Below are 14,098 nucleotides of genomic sequence, written 5' to 3' on the forward strand. Positions count from 1 at the left end.
GAAGCTTTCATCACGCGGCACACACTGCACTGGCGCCACGTGGGAGTGATCACAGGGCTCGTCAGCTGACGGCAGTCCGGCAGTAACGAGCAAAGAGGAAACCTTTCTGCTCGATCAGCGACACCAACCGCATCCGCTCTGCCTCCGCCATGGCGGCACCATGCGTGATCCGCGGCGAGTCGCCGGCGGCCAGCAGCGGCGCCAGCGAGAGGCACAGCTCGTCCAGCAGACCGGCCGCCGCCAGCTGCGCCAGCAGCCGCGGGCCGCCCTCGGTCAGCTGCCGGGTCCAGCCGCGCGCGGTCAGCGCGGCGAGCGCGGCTGGCAGGTCCACCTCGCCCCGCCCGGCGGTGACCAGCTCGGCCACCTCGGCGACCGCCGCCCGGGCCGCCCCCGGGGCGTCCTCGGTGGTGATCACCACGGTCGGCACCAGCGGGTCGGTGAACAGCGGGGCCGTCAGATCGAGCCGCAGCGAGCGGCTGACGATCGCGATCGCCGGCGCGGGCCCCTGCCCCGCCGCCGTCCGGGCCGCCTGGAACTCGGCCCGGGCCCGGGCCGGCCGGTAGCCCTCGGCCCGCACCGTCTCGGCGCCGACCACCACGACGTCCGACAGTGCGCGCAGCACTCCGAAGATGCGCTTGTCGGCTTCGCTGGAGAGCCCCTCGGAGAGCCCCGCCAGATTGGCCGCGCCGTCCAGCGAGGAGACCATGTTGGCCCGCAGCCAGGGCGTGCCCCGTTTCACCTGCTCGGGGTACGCGTAAACCTCGGCGAGCGCCGCCAGGGCGCCCTCCTCCAGGGCGGCGGCGAGGGCGGGGGACTGTGACGGAGAGATCAGCTGGCGCATGAAAGCGAGTCTTCCACGGCCAGTACCCTTGGGAACCGTGCCCGCAGCCTCCCACCCAGATGCCATAGCCGCCACCACCACCGCCGCCGGCCCGGCCGCGCTCGCCGAGCGCAGGCCCTCGGTGCCGGCCGAGCGGCTGGTCGCCGAGATGGTCCCGCCGCCGCGGTTCGCGGGCGTGAGCTTCGGCTCCTACCTGCCCGACCCGGCGCAGCCCAGCCAGTTCGAGGCGGTCCGGGTGCTGGAGGGGTTCGCCGCCGGGCTGAACGCCGCCACCGCCCCCAAGCGCGGCTGGTTCCGCAAGGCCGCCGCACCCACCGGTCCGGCCGGGGTCTACCTGGACGGCGGCTACGGCGTCGGCAAGACCCACCTGCTGGCCTCGCTCTGGCACGCCGCACCCGGCCCGAAGGCCTTCGGCACCTTCGTGGAGCTGACCAACCTGGTCGGCGCGCTCGGCTTCCAGCAGGCGGTGCGGACCCTCTCGGACCACAAGCTGCTCTGCATCGACGAGTTCGAGCTCGACGACCCGGGCGACACCGTGCTGGTCTCCACGCTGCTCTCCCGGCTGGTCGAGGCCGGCGTCAAGCTGGCCGCCACCTCCAACACGCTGCCTGAGAAGCTCGGCGAGGGCCGCTTCGCGGCCACCGACTTCCTGCGCGAGATCCAGGGGCTCTCGGCGCACTTCACCACTGTGCGGATCGACGGCCAGGACTACCGCCACCGCGGCCTGCCCGCCGCCCCGGCGCCCTACACCGACGCCGACGTCACCGAGCGGGCCGCCACCGTGCCGGGCGCCTCGCTGGACGACTTCCCGACGCTGCTGGCCCACCTCTCCGCCGTCCACCCCAGCCGCTACGGCGCCCTGCTCGACGACGTGCACGCCGTCTTCCTGCGCGGCGTCTGCCCGGTCGACGACCAGTCCACCGCCCTGCGCCTGGTCGTCCTGGCCGACCGCATGTACGACCGCGAGCTCCCGATCACCGCCTCCGGCATCCCCTTCGACCAGGTCTTCTCCGAGGAGATGCTGAAGGGCGGCTACCGCAAGAAGTACCTCCGCGCCGTCTCCCGCCTCGTCGCCCTGGCCCGCGACTCCGCGAAGTAGTTCCCGCCCTGTCACTGGTGGGTCGTACGGTGGGAACGTGCGACCCATCACGAGCATTGAGCGGACCACGGCGCCCTTCGAGGTCGTCAGCCCCTACCAGCCCAACGGCGACCAGCCGGCGGCCATCGCCGAGTTGGAGCGCCGGATCCGCGCGGGTGAGAAGGACGTCGTCCTGCTCGGCGCGACCGGCACCGGCAAGTCGGCCACCACGGCGTGGATGATCGAGAAGCTCCAGCGGCCCACCCTGGTGATGGCGCCGAACAAGACGCTGGCCGCCCAGCTGGCCAACGAGTTCCGCGAGCTGCTCCCCAACAACGCGGTCGAGTACTTCGTCTCGTACTACGACTACTACCAGCCCGAGGCGTACGTCCCGCAGACCGATACCTACATCGAGAAGGACTCCTCGGTCAACGAGGAGGTCGAGCGGCTGCGGCACTCCGCCACCAACTCGCTGCTCACCCGGCGGGACGTGGTGGTGGTCGCCTCGGTCTCGTGCATCTACGGCCTCGGTACCCCGCAGGAGTACGCGGACCGGATGGTCTCGCTCAAGGTCGGCGACGAGATCGACCGGGACGCGCTGCTGCGCCGCTTCGTCGACATCCAGTACACCCGCAACGACCTGGCCTTCACCCGGGGCACCTTCCGGGTGCGCGGCGACACCATCGAGATCTTCCCGGTCTACGAGGAGCTCGCGGTCCGGATCGAGATGTTCGGCGACGAGATCGAGGCGCTCTACACGCTGCACCCGCTGACCGGCGAGATCATCAGCCAGGACGACTCCGTCTACGTCTTCCCCGCCTCGCACTACGTGGCCGGCCCGGAGCGGATGGAGCGGGCGATCAACGGCATCGAGGCCGAGCTGGTCGAGCGGCTCGCCCTGCTGGAGAAACAGGGCAAGCTGCTGGAGGCCCAGCGGCTGCGGATGCGCACCACGTACGACATCGAGATGCTCCGTCAGATCGGCAGCTGCTCCGGCGTGGAGAACTACTCGATGCACTTCGACGGCCGCGAGCCCGGCTCCCCGCCGAACACCCTGCTCGACTACTTCCCGGAGGACTTCCTCCTGGTGATCGACGAGTCCCATGTGACGGTCCCGCAGATCGGCGCGATGTACGAGGGGGACGCCTCCCGCAAGCGCACCCTGGTGGACCACGGCTTCCGGCTGCCCTCCGCGCTGGACAACCGCCCGCTGAAGTGGGAGGAGTTCCTGGAGCGGATCGGCCAGACCGTCTACCTGTCGGCCACCCCCGGCCCGTACGAGCTGTCCCGGGGCGACGGCCAGGTGGAGCAGATCATCCGCCCGACCGGCCTGATCGACCCCGAGGTGATCGTCAAGCCGACCGAGGGCCAGATCGACGACCTGGTGCACGAGATCCGGGCCCGGGTGGAGAAGGACGAGCGGGTGCTGGTCACCACGCTCACCAAGAAGATGTCCGAGGACCTCACCGACTACCTGCTCGGCCTCGACATCCGGGTGCGCTACCTGCACAGCGACATCGACACGCTGCGCCGGGTGGAGCTGCTGCGCGAGCTGCGGGCCGGCAAGTACGACGTGCTGGTCGGCATCAACCTGCTCCGCGAGGGCCTGGACCTGCCCGAGGTGTCCCTGGTGGCGATCCTGGACGCGGACAAGGAGGGCTTCCTGCGCTCCGGCACCTCGCTGATCCAGACCATCGGCCGCGCCGCCCGCAACGTCTCCGGCCAGGTCCACATGTACGCCGACCGGATCACCCCCTCGATGGAGAAGGCCATCGAGGAGACCAACCGCCGCCGCGAGGTCCAGCAGGCCTACAACCTGAAGCACGGCATCGACCCGCAGCCGCTGCGCAAGAAGATCGGCGACATCCTGGACACGCTGGCCCGGGAGGAGATCGACACCGAGGAGCTGATGGCCACCGGCTACCGGGACGCCGGCAAGGCGAAGAAGGCCCCGGTGCCCGCGCTGGGCGCCGACCGCAAGGAGCCGAGCAGCCTGCCCGCCGCCGAACTGGCCCAGCTGATCCAGGACATGACGGAGCGGATGCACGGCGCCGCCGCCTCGCTGCAGTTCGAGGTCGCCGCCCGGCTGCGCGACGAGGTCAAGGAGCTGAAGAAGGAACTGCGGCAGATGCGGGAGGCGGGCATCGCCTGACGGCCTGGTGGGTGCGCGGCGCCCGGGCTTAGGGTGAAAGGAGCATGAGAAAGAAGAGGGGGGCCGCACTGTGTCGGTGAGTCTGACCAAGGGTCAGCAGGTGAGCTTGCGGAAGTCGAGCGGTGAGACGCTCAGCCTGGTCCGGATGGGCCTGGGCTGGCGGGCGGCGCCCAAGCGGGGGCTGTTCGGCAGCCGCACCAGGCAGATCGACCTGGATGCCTCGGCGCTGCTCTACGCCGAGCACACCCCGAAGGACGTGGTCTTCTTCCAGCAGCTGGTGAGCAAGGACGGCTCGGTCCGGCACACCGGTGACAACCTGGTCGGCGGGGTCGGTTCGGGGGGCGACGACGAGTCGATCGTGGTGGATCTGACCCGGATCCCGGCCCAGATCACCCAGGTGGTGTTCACCGTCAGCTCGTACACCGGGCAGACCTTCGCCGAGGTGCAGAACGCGCACTGCCGGCTGGTCGACGAGGCGAACGGCCAGGAGCTGGCCCGCTACGAGCTGACCGGCGGTGGTGTGCACACCGGCCAGATCATGGCGAAGGTGTTCCGGGAGTCGAACGGCGGCTGGGGCATGCAGGCGATCGGTGCCCCGGCCAAGGCCCGCACGTTCCAGGACCTGCTGCCGGCCATCGAGCCGTTCCTGTGAGCCGGCACAGCCTCTGACCGGCCTTCTTTACCTTGTCTTGGTCTTTTCTGATACTCTCCTTGGCAATCGGAGGGGAGTACTCCCTGCGGTGTTCCCGTCAGCACGGCGGCCGTCGACCGGTCCGCCCGGGTGCACCGGTCCGCGTGGCGCGCGCGGGCGGAAGAGACCTCCGGCAGACTCGTCATTGCCGGAGGAGCAGCTCTCGTGGACGTATCCGTCGCCTTGTGGGCCAGTACCGTGGCCGTCCTGGTGGTTCTGATCGCCGCCGACTTCATCATCAACGCCCGCCGACCGCACGTGGTCTCCATGAAGGAGGCCGGGATCTGGACCGGCGTCTGGATCGCGCTGGCGGGGCTCTTCGGCCTGTTCCTGTGGTGGCACAGCGGGGCCAAGCCGGCCGGGGAGTTCTTCGCCGGCTATCTGACCGAGAAGTCGCTGAGCGTCGACAACCTCTTCGTCTTCCTGCTGATCATGAAGAAGTTCGCGGTGCCGGCCCGGGAGCAGTCCCGGGTGCTGAGCGTCGGCGTGATCATCGCCCTGGTGCTGCGGGCGGTCTTCATCGCCCTCGGCGCCGCCCTGATCGCCGCCTTCTCCTGGGTCTTCTACCTGTTCGGCGCGTTCCTGCTGTGGACCGCCTGGAAGCTGTTCGCCGAGGCGCGGGCCGGCCGCCCGGAGGACGAGGAGTTCCACGAGAACCGGATGCTGGTCGCGATCCGCAAGCGCTTCCCGTCGGTCTCCAAGTCGGCCGTGGTGATGCTCGCGATCGGCACCACCGACCTGCTGTTCGCGCTGGACTCGATCCCGGCGATCTTCGGCCTGACCCAGAGCGCCTACATCGTGCTGACCGCCAACGCCTTCGCGCTGATGGGCCTGCGCCAGCTCTACTTCCTGCTCGGCGGCATGCTGGGCCGGCTGGTCCACCTCGGCTACGGCCTGGCGCTGATCCTCGGCTTCGTCGGCGTCAAGCTGGTGCTGCACGCGCTGCACGAGAGCGGGGTGCACGTTCCGGAGATCGGCATCCCGCTCTCGCTGGGCTTCATCGCCGCGGTGCTGGTGGCCACCACGGCGAGCAGCCTCTGGGTCTCCCGGCGCTCCCGGGCGACCGGCTGAGGCGGATCACCAGCCGCGCTCGCGCCACTCGGCCAGGTGCGGGCGCTCGGCGCCCAGGGTGGTGTCCTTGCCGTGCCCCGGGTACACCCAGGACTCGTCCGGCAGCACGTCGAACAGCTTGGTGGTGACGTCCCGGTAGAGGCTGTCGAAGGCCTCCGGGTCGTTCCAGGTGTTGCCGACCCCGCCCGGGAACAGTGAAGCGTCCTAGGGGGTACTCTGTCAACCATGACGATCCTTCAGCTTCCGGCGACTGAAAGCATGGTGCTGGCCCTCGGATACTCGCGCATCTCCGAAGACCAGCTCGACCAGCGACGCGGCGTCAAACGCCAGCAAGTCGACCTTCGCGCCCACAGCGACGGCGAAGGCTGGCACCTGTACGCCGAGTTCTGCGACAACGACCTGAGCGCCCTAGACGGCGGCGAACGCCCCGACTACGACAAGCTCATGGCCACCGCCATCGAACTCGGCCCCATCGCCAAGGCCGCCGGCAAGCGGGTCGTCATCCTCGCCTACCACTCAAGCCGACTCTGGCGAAACCGTGTCGAACGCGCCCAGGCGATCGAAGACCTCCGCCGAGCCGGCGTGTTCGTCGCGTTCGAATCCGGCGGCTTCTATGACCTCTCCAAGGCCTCCCAGCGTTCGGCTCTCGCCCAGGCCGGCGAGAACGACACCACCGAGTCCGAGGTGAAGTCCGAACGCGTCCAGCGCGCAGCCCTCGAACGCGCCCAGGAGGGCCGCGCGAACGGCGCAGTCGCCTACGGCTGGCGCCGCCAGTACGAGTACGACAAGCGCGGGCGAATCATCGGCTTCCACGACGAAGAAGATCCGGAGCAGGCCGCAGTCGTTCGAGAGATCGTGCGCCGACTCCTTGCCGGCGACTCGCTGATCGGCATCACGGCAAGCCTTAACCAGCGGGGCATCCCGTCACCGGGCGCCGGCCAGAACCGAAAGCACCGCACCCTCGGCCAGGACGAGGAGGGCACGCGTTGGAACAAGACCTCGGTGAAGAAGATCGCATTGAGGCCGTCGAACGCCGCCATCCGGGTGCACAAGGGTGACGAATACAGGGCCGCGTGGCCTGAATTGATCACGGCAGAGCAGCACGCGCAGGTCAAGGCCCTGTTCGCCGACCGAGTCGCGAGCGGCGAGCGTCCTGGCGCCAGACTTCACCTTCTGTCCTGGGGAGAACTCGCTACCTGCGGGGTCTGCAACGGACACCTCAAGGTCGCCACGAGAGGCAATGCCCGACGCGGCGCCAAGCGTCCGACATACGTTTGTGCGTCGAACGGGGGATGCGTCGGCCGCAACATGGACGCGCTCGACAAGTGGGTCGGCGACCTGGCCGTGCAGGTGCTCTCCAAGCCTGACGCCATGGACGTCTTCAAGCGAGACGACACGGCCGCGCTCGCCGCCCTTGAACTAGCTGAGGGGCTGAAGGCTCGGCAAGCTGTAGCCGCGGACGATTACGCAGCCGGCCTCTTGACTCGGGAACAGCTGGTCCGCATCACCCAGTCGTTGGGGACGCAGATCGCCGAAGCGCAGGCGGAGGCCCGCCGGCTTCGGCCAGCGATCGACCTGACCGTGTTCGAAGGCCTGGTCGGCCCCCAGGCGGCCGACCGATGGGAGCCGCTCGAAGTGGGTCGGAAGCGACGCGTCCTCGAAGGGCTCGGCCTCCGCATAAAGGTCTTCCCCGTGCAGCGAAAGGGGCCCGGCTTCGACGCCTCGACAATCAAGTACCGCTGGGGGGCGGCAGGTAACTGACGTGGATACGACTCGGGCCGCCAGGGAATCCCTGGCGGCCCATTTGTGTGATCAGCCCTGGCTCGACTGATGGTCGTCCGGCTCGTAGATGCTGAACGGCTTGGACACATCCCGCCTGGAGCCATCGGGGCGGATGATCTCATGCGAGAACACGCCCGGGTGGTCGCGCTTGAACTCCTCGGTCTGCCACGTCATCAGCTTCGGACCAGGCTCGGCGCCGACTCGACCTTGCACGGCTGGCCCGAGCCACCCCTCTGCGCGGGCGCGCGCAATCCACGTCCGAATGGTGCCTTTGGGTCGACCTAGGCGCTCCACGAGTCGATCGAGCACCGCACGATCCTTGCCTGGGCCGGTCTCCTCCAGGTAGGCCCGCGCAACCTGGCGTAGGAGGTCGTCCGTCACGAGAATGCGCCCGGGTGGCAGCGGCTCCTGAGGCCTGTCGGCCGCGATGATCGACTGCTCGATCTGATAGTTGATGTCCGCACGCGCCGCAGCAAGGACGTCACCGAGGGGGATCCGCTGCAGCAACTTGTGCGTCAGCCCCATCGGCATCGGTGCTAGCACCTCGATGCGAGTAATGACCAAGCCGGCCTCGCCACGCGAGATATCGCCCGTTGCCTCGATTTGGTTGCCCCGCCACTTGAACTCGCGCACGACCCCCGCGGCTTCGGCGCTCCGAGGCGGGCGCTTGAGGTGAACCACCATGGCCCGGGGCAGTTCCTTGCCCGCGTTCGCGGTAGCTGATCGTTCATTGTGACTGCTCACAACCTCAGCCTGTCACAAGTCGGCATGTCGATGTCAGGTGACGACCCGCTTTCGATAGAAGTCAGCATGTGGCTACTGTTGCCAAATTCGTCATGGTGCATCACCATGACTACATGACCGCAACATCAGTAGCGGAGCAGATCCGCGCACGTCTGCGCGTCCGGAATGGCCTGCCCAACCCGGACGAGCGTCGAAGGATCCGGGAAGCCGCAGGGCTCTCCCGCCGGGAACTTGCCGACGCCATCGGCGTCACCCGCCAGGCAGTCGGGCACTGGGAGACCGGTGCTCGCCAGACTCCCCGCGGTCAGCTCCTTGACCGCTATGTCGCCGCCCTCCGGGCGCTCCAGGAGGCGGCGTGATCGTCGATGACGAGGGTTGGATGTCGCTCTCGCCCGGTCAGGACCCTGCGGACTTCATTCGCGAAGTTGCCGCAGCACGGCCCCCGCTCACCGATTCCGAGATCGTGACAATCCGCGCGATCTTCAACGGCACTGAGCCGGCCCGCACGCTGCAGGCCGCCTAGCAACGGAAACGACCCCCGCCTGGACGCCGGTGTTCCCGCACCAACGCACAGACGGAGGCCCCACGCCCACCCGGGCATGACGAAGCCCCGGGCATTCCGCTCGCCAGCAGACCCGGGGCCGTCGATCCAACCCAGTGCAATCCAGGAAGGACGTGATGTGCTCATGGTTGCACATCGCAGCACCGCCGGCATAGCGATCCCGGCGGATCTCCTCCCCACCGTCCTTGCCGACGGCGACGCGGCCACCACCGTTGGGCCCGGCCTTCGCGCCGGCACCACGCTGGCCGACACCGAAACCCTCCACGACGCCGTCCAACTCGCCCAGCAGTTCCGGGCCTTCGGCTTCACCTCCGGCGACTTCGACCAGTTCGTGGACGCGTTCAGCGCCCCCGACCCGGCCACCGTCTTCGCCCACTGGGCCGACCACGAGCACCGGACCGGCATCCGCCGCGCCATCCTCGCCGCCCTCGTCACCGTAGAGGAGGCCCGGTGAACGCCATTAAGCCAAAGGTCGGGTTGCTGCCGGTCCTTCGCGACCCGGACGACCACCCGCTCCGCCTGGTCCAGATCGAACCCGACGTGTGGATGGTCGCGTTCGCGCCCGCCTGGGCCACCGCCGAGCAGGCCGCCCACCTCATGCGGCTCATCCTCGGCAGCGACATCGAGGTCTTGGAGCCCGACGACACCAAGGCCGGTGGCCAGTGACCAACCAGCGCCACCCCGCCGAGTCGCCGCAGCCCCCGCTGCGGCGGCCCGGCCGGGCCCGCACCAACACCGGGACCACCCTCGCCCAACCCGGTGCCCAATCCCTTCGACAAGCGGAGACCACCGTGTCCACCCCCCAAAGCCGCCCGTCGGGCACGGCGGCCACCATCCCGGCCGGGCAATGGCCCATCCCGCGCAGCCGCGCGGCCCGCACTGCCCGGCTCGCCGAAACCCACCCCGGCGCTAACGAGACCCGCGCTCGCTTTCACGTCGTCCTCGGCAGCCTCAAGGCGATGTTGGAGGACGAGCCCTCCGAGCGGGCTGCGCGATCCGCCGGCCGCAGGATCTGCGCCGCGGTCGCCCAGCTCACCGACGAGGTCGCCATCAGCAAGCGGGAGGCGGCATGAACCTCGGTCCCCGCCCGCGCGAGCGCCGCCACCGTGCGATCCACGCCTTCATCGACCGTGGCTGCCCCGTCTCCGCGCTCGCCCCCGGCTCCAAGGCGCCGATGAAGTCGTGCCCCCAGTGCGACATCAAGTCACCCGAGTACGTGCGCCACCTCGGCATCGACGACTGCCCCCACCCGGCCGACCTGTGCCACGGCTTCCACGCCGCCACCCTCGACCACGACAAGGCGCAGTCCTGGATCGACCGGCACCCGAACCTCAACTTCGCCATCTCCACTGGACCGGCGTGCCTGCTCGTCATCGACCTCGACCGCAACAAGAAGAACAAGCCGATCCCCGAGCAGTACCAACTACCCGGCGTGGTCGACGGATTCGACGTATTCGCGCTTGCCCTCGAACGCTACGGCGCCCCCTACCCGGCCGACGCCATGCACGTCGCCACTCCTGGCCGCGGGCTACACCTCTGGTTCTCCCTGCCGCCCGGCCTGGTCGTCAACAAGTCCGAGGGCGACTTCGGATGGCTCATCGACGTCCGCTCCACCGGCTCGTACATCATCGGCCCGACCTCGGTCGTCGACGGCGGCGAATACCGGCGGATCGGTCACTCGGCGCAGCCCATGCCAGCCCCGGCCTGGCTGCTCCACCACCTGGAGGGCACCGGGCACATGCCCAAGCCCCCCGCGCCTCCCCGGCCGGTCCGCCGTCTGGTGCCGCGTCAGGACAACGGGCAGCGCGGCAAGACGCTGCAGCAGCTGGCCGACGAGCTGGCCGGCGCGCCGGAGAGCATCCGGCATGCCGAACTGTGCCGGGTCACCACCGCCGCCGCCCACATGGTCCTCGACGGACGGATCAGCGAGCACGAGATGCGCGACGAGATCCACGCCGCCGGCCGGGCCGCCGCCCGGGACGAGTACGAGATCCACAAGGCCATCGAGACCGCACTGGCCAAAGCCGCCCGAGGAGGTGCCGCATGACCGCCGAGAACAAGCCCGTCCTCCAGGCCCTCTTCGACATCAAGGTCAAGCCGCGCATCCCCGAGCCGCAGCCCGACCCGGAACCCGAGACCCGCAACGCCACCGCCAGGTGGGTCACCACCCGCATCCCGAACCGCAAGGGCGGCTGGAACGCGCTGCTGGTCGTGGACTGCCCGTTCTGCCAGAACCTGCACGTCCACCCGGGCGGCACCACCATGCATCCCCAGCTCGGCACGCGCCAGGCACGCTGCATCGGCACCGCCACCAAGGGCCTGGAGTACCGCATCCGCCTCACCCAGCAGCACGCCGGCGGCGACCAGTGACCCAGACCGAAGACCCGTGGCTGGGCACCGTCCCGCCGATGGCCGATGGCGCCGAACGCGAGAAGCTCGACCGCTCGTGGAAGCCCCAGGACCTCACCGACATCCTCGACGGCACCTACGTGCCGCCGCAGCCCACCGTCGGACAGCGAGCAGACGGCGTCGGCATGTTCTACCCCGGCCGCATCCACTCCACCGTCGGCGAATCCGAAGGCGGCAAGACCTGGTTCGCCCTCCTGGCCTCCGCCATCGAGATCGCCCGCGGAAACAACGTGCTGTTCCTCGACTTCGAGGACGACGCCGGCGGTGTCGTCGGCCGGCTCATGGCCCTCCAGGTCAGCCCGGACCTGATCCGGAAGCACTTCGCCTACATCCGCCCCGAATCGCCGCTCACCGACGGCTGGAACAAGCTCGAACTCACCCAGGCCCTCGGCGACCTTCGGCCGACGTACGTCACCGTGGACGGCATCACTGAGGGCATGGCCCTGCACGGGCTCGAACTCAAAGACAACACCGACGTCGCAAAGTTCGGCCGGAGCATCCTCCGACCGATCGCCGACACCGGCGCCGCCGTCAACACCCTCGACCACGTGGTCAAGGACAAGGAAGGCCGCGGCCGGTACGCCATCGGCGGCGTGCACAAGCTCAACGGGCTCAACGGCGCGATGTACATGCTGGAGAACCGCACGCCCTTCGGTGCTGGGGTGATCGGCAAGTCCACGGTCCGCATCGCCAAGGACCGGCCCGGCCAGCTTCGGCGGCACGCGCTTCCGCACTCCAGCGGCATGCACTGGTTCGCCGACTTCGTCCTGCACTCCCACTTCGAGCAGTACGCCGAGGCGTCCCTTGTCGCCCCGATCGAGCAGACCGGCCCGTTCCGGCCGACCGGGCTGATGAAGAAGGTCTCGGACGCCCTTGTCACTGCACGAGAGCCGCTGAGCGTCCGTGGCGTCCAGGACCGCGTCACTGGCAACAAGGACGCCGTGCGGGCGGCCCTCGCCCGGCTTGTCGATGAGGAGTTCGTTGCCGTCGAGACAGGCCCCAGGAACGCACAGCTTCACCGCCTGGTGAAGCCGTTCTCTGAGGAGAAGTCACAGTGACCGTACCCACCGTCCCCAACCGTCCCCTTACCGTCCCCATGGGCGCGGTCACCGCGACCGTACCCACCGTCCCCAGTCCCCCTATAGGGGGGACGGTGGCAGGAGGGGACAGTGGAGCGGTCGCCCCCGTAGTGACTGCACCCATCGCAGCAATCTGGCGCCCCACTCTCATCGCCTCGGCCGGCGCGGTCCGGCGTCACATGCGGCTGGCGATCCGGTGACCTCGGCGAGACGTTCGACCCCGTCCCTCGCGCGCGCGAGGCCGCGCCACGAGAGCGGCCGTATCCCCAGCCCTGTGGACAAGGCCGTGACCGTTGATCCGCCGGCCGAGGGTCATGACCGTCACCCCGACCCGAAGGAGAACAACCCCGTGATTCACGAACCCAACCCGCTCGCCGAGCGGGCCTGGACCGAGCTCGATGCCGCCGCCCAGCTGACCACCGAACAGCTCGAACGACTCATCGGCCTTGCCGGCCGCAACTACGGCCCCGACTTCCTCTACGAGGCATACGGCGAAGGCAAGGTCGGCAACGACACCGTGCGCGCCCTCGTCGGTGCCGTCTGGACTGGCAGCGAGTACCCGGACCGGCTCCTCGACCACGACACCTGGCGGTGGCTGTTTCAGGTCGCCGGCTTCACCGTGGACGGTCAGCCGGCCGAGCGTCCGACCCGGCCGGTGGAGCTGTGGCGTGGCTCAGTGCCGGAGCGACGCACCGACTGGTCCTGGAGCACCGATCGGGCGGTGGCCGAGAAGTTCGCCGCGGGTACGGGCGGCCGTCCGCCGGGCCGGCCGCCCGACAGCCCATCACCATCCCCGCCAGCTCCAGGAGGAGAACCGCGTGAAGACCAAGCCGATCACCGTGCAGCAGTGGCGCCACTGCCCGGCCTGCCGCAAGACGCGCCCGACGAAGACCCTCGGCCGTGTCGTCGTCCGGGCCGAGCACCTCGACGTCGTCGAGTGCGCCGAGCCGGCCTGCGGGCTGCGCTGGTGCGTGTCCGCCCGCCTGGCCGTCGCCCTGGTGGGTGATGCGGCGTGAGCAGCGAAGAGCCGCGCAAGCACTGGCGGAAGCTGACGCCGGAGCAGGCCGAGATAGCGCAGGCCATCCTGGAGCGCGCCGTCGACCTGTACGAGCAGATCGAGGAGCTTGGCCTGCCGGAGGCGCTGGACATTGCCGCGGGCGAGGTTGGCCGGGGCCGCGTGCGTGCCGCCCAGGAGCGTGCGCGGGAGCTGTCGTGAGCCTTCCGGTCCAGCCGCTTGCCGTAAGCCCGCTGTGCAGTGATGTGCGGCGCGGGACAGCCCGCTCGGGCGCGCTCCGCGCTCCGCTGGTCATGCGGGCGAACGAAGACAGGCCCCGGCTACCCCTTGCTGGGGCGGCCGGGGCTGTCGTGTTTCTGCGGTGGCTACTGCGCAAGCTGCCGTACAAGGGCGTCACACCGCGGGCAGACGGCGGCACGGCCAGGATCGACCGCTGTTGGCGGGTACCACGTCTCGCCGCTCTGCAAGGGACGGCGTCCGAGGACATCCATCCGGCTAGTCGGCAGCTGGCAGAGGGTCAGCTCCTCGTAGGTCTCCGCGTCAGGCGGTTCGGGGCGAGCCGCATGGATGGTCCCGAGCTTGCGGATCACCTGGCCGTGCGCATCCTGCGTCTTCCTGGGGTCGTCGAGCGCGATGATGTGCACGGCTTCAGGGTCGGTCCGATGGTCTGGTTC

The 14,098-nt window shown here is 69.5% G+C and carries 18 protein-coding genes and 1 pseudogene; 15 read left to right on the forward strand and 4 right to left on the reverse strand.

Annotated elements, in window-relative coordinates; genetic code table 11:
• Positions 1-61: 61 nt before the first annotated feature.
• Complete coding sequence (locus P3T35_RS15015; RefSeq protein WP_101382568.1) at positions 62-841, reverse strand: pyrimidine reductase family protein; 780 nt, start codon at positions 839-841, stop codon at positions 62-64.
• Here P3T35_RS15015 and zapE point away from each other — a divergent pair.
• The 4 genes from zapE to P3T35_RS15035 all read left to right on the forward strand — a co-directional run bounded on the left by zapE (position 840) and on the right by P3T35_RS15035 (position 5,833).
• Entirely contained in the window at positions 840-1,940 is a 1,101-nt protein-coding gene (gene zapE / locus P3T35_RS15020) for a cell division protein ZapE (protein WP_101382569.1), read from the forward strand. The genes P3T35_RS15015 and zapE overlap by 2 nt on opposite strands.
• A 37-nt stretch (positions 1,941-1,977) precedes the next feature.
• Positions 1,978-4,071, forward strand: a complete 2,094-nt coding sequence (uvrB, locus tag P3T35_RS15025; RefSeq protein ID WP_101382570.1) for an excinuclease ABC subunit UvrB — start codon at positions 1,978-1,980, stop codon at positions 4,069-4,071.
• Positions 4,072-4,141: 70 nt separating this feature from the next.
• Positions 4,142-4,723 (forward strand): TerD family protein, encoded by a 582-nt coding sequence (locus tag P3T35_RS15030; RefSeq protein ID WP_101382571.1) that lies wholly within the window; start codon positions 4,142-4,144, stop codon positions 4,721-4,723.
• A gap of 204 nt (positions 4,724-4,927) precedes the next feature.
• Positions 4,928-5,833, forward strand: a complete 906-nt coding sequence (locus tag P3T35_RS15035) for a tellurium resistance protein TerC (protein ID WP_101382572.1) — start codon at positions 4,928-4,930, stop codon at positions 5,831-5,833.
• 6 nt (positions 5,834-5,839) lie between these two features.
• On the opposite strand, the pseudogene P3T35_RS15040 reads toward P3T35_RS15035, so the two are convergent.
• Positions 5,840-6,028 (reverse strand): annotated as a pseudogene (locus P3T35_RS15040) (MBL fold metallo-hydrolase); the annotation flags it as partial.
• Between the two features lie 30 nt (positions 6,029-6,058).
• On the opposite strand from P3T35_RS15040, the gene P3T35_RS15045 reads away from it, so the two are divergent.
• On the forward strand, positions 6,059-7,594 hold the full coding sequence (locus P3T35_RS15045; protein ID WP_101382573.1) for a recombinase family protein: 1,536 nt from the start codon (positions 6,059-6,061) through the stop codon (positions 7,592-7,594).
• 51 nt (positions 7,595-7,645) lie between these two features.
• On the opposite strand, the gene P3T35_RS15050 is transcribed toward P3T35_RS15045, so the two are convergent.
• Positions 7,646-8,359: a hypothetical protein gene (locus P3T35_RS15050; protein ID WP_143676911.1), complete on the reverse strand. Its 714-nt coding sequence runs from the start codon at positions 8,357-8,359 to the stop codon at positions 7,646-7,648.
• A gap of 113 nt (positions 8,360-8,472) precedes the next feature.
• Between P3T35_RS15050 and P3T35_RS15055 the strand changes: the two genes are divergently transcribed.
• The 10 genes from P3T35_RS15055 to P3T35_RS15100 all read left to right on the forward strand — a co-directional run bounded on the left by P3T35_RS15055 (position 8,473) and on the right by P3T35_RS15100 (position 13,625).
• Positions 8,473-8,718 carry a helix-turn-helix transcriptional regulator gene (locus P3T35_RS15055; protein WP_101385325.1) on the forward strand — a complete coding sequence of 82 codons (246 nt, stop codon included), beginning with the start codon at positions 8,473-8,475 and terminating at the stop codon, positions 8,716-8,718.
• The gene (locus tag P3T35_RS15060) at positions 8,715-8,882 is read left to right on the forward strand and encodes a hypothetical protein (RefSeq protein ID WP_180356609.1); all 168 of its coding nucleotides are present in this window, start codon (positions 8,715-8,717) and stop codon (positions 8,880-8,882) included. Before P3T35_RS15055 ends, P3T35_RS15060 begins: the two co-directional genes overlap by 4 nt.
• A 163-nt stretch (positions 8,883-9,045) precedes the next feature.
• Complete coding sequence (locus P3T35_RS15065; RefSeq protein WP_143676912.1) at positions 9,046-9,375, forward strand: hypothetical protein; 330 nt, start codon at positions 9,046-9,048, stop codon at positions 9,373-9,375.
• Complete coding sequence (locus P3T35_RS15070) at positions 9,372-9,587, forward strand: hypothetical protein (protein ID WP_143676913.1); 216 nt, start codon at positions 9,372-9,374, stop codon at positions 9,585-9,587. The genes P3T35_RS15065 and P3T35_RS15070 overlap by 4 nt, the downstream gene beginning before the upstream one ends.
• Entirely contained in the window at positions 9,584-9,994 is a 411-nt protein-coding gene (locus P3T35_RS15075) for a hypothetical protein (RefSeq protein WP_101382577.1), read from the forward strand. Before P3T35_RS15070 ends, P3T35_RS15075 begins: the two co-directional genes overlap by 4 nt.
• Complete coding sequence (locus P3T35_RS15080; RefSeq protein ID WP_101382578.1) at positions 9,991-10,968, forward strand: bifunctional DNA primase/polymerase; 978 nt, start codon at positions 9,991-9,993, stop codon at positions 10,966-10,968. The genes P3T35_RS15075 and P3T35_RS15080 overlap by 4 nt, the downstream gene beginning before the upstream one ends.
• Positions 10,965-11,291, forward strand: a complete 327-nt coding sequence (locus P3T35_RS15085) for a hypothetical protein (RefSeq protein WP_101382579.1) — start codon at positions 10,965-10,967, stop codon at positions 11,289-11,291. The genes P3T35_RS15080 and P3T35_RS15085 overlap by 4 nt, the downstream gene beginning before the upstream one ends.
• Positions 11,288-12,388 (forward strand): AAA family ATPase, encoded by a 1,101-nt coding sequence (locus P3T35_RS15090; protein ID WP_180356610.1) that lies wholly within the window; start codon positions 11,288-11,290, stop codon positions 12,386-12,388. Before P3T35_RS15085 ends, P3T35_RS15090 begins: the two co-directional genes overlap by 4 nt.
• 295 nt (positions 12,389-12,683) lie before the next feature.
• A complete protein-coding gene (locus tag P3T35_RS15095) occupies positions 12,684-13,415 on the forward strand; it encodes a hypothetical protein (protein ID WP_143676914.1) in 732 nt (243 codons plus the stop codon).
• 6 nt (positions 13,416-13,421) lie between these two features.
• On the forward strand, positions 13,422-13,625 hold the full coding sequence (locus P3T35_RS15100) for a hypothetical protein (RefSeq protein WP_101382582.1): 204 nt from the start codon (positions 13,422-13,424) through the stop codon (positions 13,623-13,625).
• A 164-nt stretch (positions 13,626-13,789) separates the two neighbouring features.
• On the opposite strand, the gene P3T35_RS15105 is transcribed toward P3T35_RS15100, so the two are convergent.
• Positions 13,790-14,068 (reverse strand): hypothetical protein, encoded by a 279-nt coding sequence (locus P3T35_RS15105; protein ID WP_101382583.1) that lies wholly within the window; start codon positions 14,066-14,068, stop codon positions 13,790-13,792.
• Positions 14,069-14,098: the final 30 nt, after the last annotated feature.

Source organism: Kitasatospora sp. GP30, from assembly GCF_029892145.1.
In the GTDB taxonomy this organism is placed as follows: domain Bacteria; phylum Actinomycetota; class Actinomycetes; order Streptomycetales; family Streptomycetaceae; genus Kitasatospora; species Kitasatospora acidiphila.